This window comes from Actinoplanes rectilineatus, assembly GCF_000962825.1.
GTDB classification, from domain to species: Bacteria; Actinomycetota; Actinomycetes; order Mycobacteriales; family Micromonosporaceae; genus Actinoplanes; species Actinoplanes rectilineatus.
Map to the genome: position 1 here is coordinate 1 of NZ_JZKF01000219.1, position 869 is coordinate 869.

The following is an 869-nucleotide window of genomic DNA, read 5'->3' on the forward strand; positions in this document are numbered from 1 at the left end:
CGGCTGCTGCGCATGGAGGACGAGCTCCACAAGCGGGTCATCGGCCAGGAGGACGCGGTCCAGGCCGTGTCGAAGGCGATCCGGCGCACCCGTGCCGGGCTCAAGGACCCGAAGCGGCCGTCCGGTTCGTTCATCTTCGCCGGCCCGTCCGGTGTCGGTAAGACCGAGCTGTCCAAGGCCCTCGCGGAGTTCCTGTTCGGCTCCGAGGACGCGCTGATCCAGCTCGACATGTCCGAGTTCCACGACCGTTACACCGTGTCGCGGCTCGTCGGTGCGCCTCCCGGTTACGTCGGTTACGACGAGGGCGGCCAGCTGACCGAGAAGGTCCGGCGCAAGCCGTTCAGTGTGGTGCTCTTCGACGAGATCGAGAAGGCCCACCCGGACGTCTTCAACACGCTGCTGCAGATCCTCGAGGACGGCCGGCTGACCGACGGTCAGGGCCGGATCGTGGACTTCAAGAACACGGTCATCATCCTGACGACCAACCTCGGTACCCGTGACGTGGCCAAGGCCGTGTCGCTGGGCTTCCAGGCCTCCGAGGCCGAGGAGTCGTCGTACGAGCGGATGAAGATCAAGGTCAACGACGAGCTGAAGCAGCACTTCCGCCCGGAGTTCCTCAACCGCATCGACGACACGATCGTCTTCCACCAGCTGCGGCAGAAGGAGATCCTGCAGATCGTCGACATCTTCACCGCGCGGATCGAGGGCCAGCTCAAGAACAAGGACATGGGCCTCGAGCTGACCGACACCGCCAAGAAGTACCTGGCGGCCAAGGGCTTCGACCCGGTCCTCGGCGCCCGCCCGCTGCGCCGGACCATCCAGCGCGAGCTGGAGGACACCCTGTCCGAGCAGATCCTCTTCAACGAACT

1 protein-coding gene is annotated in these 869 nt (G+C 65.4%); it reads left to right on the plus strand.

Annotated elements, in window-relative coordinates; translation table 11 throughout:
- The coding region (locus WH85_RS46190) for an AAA family ATPase (RefSeq protein WP_045748587.1) at positions 1–869 on the plus strand (869 nt) is incomplete at both ends.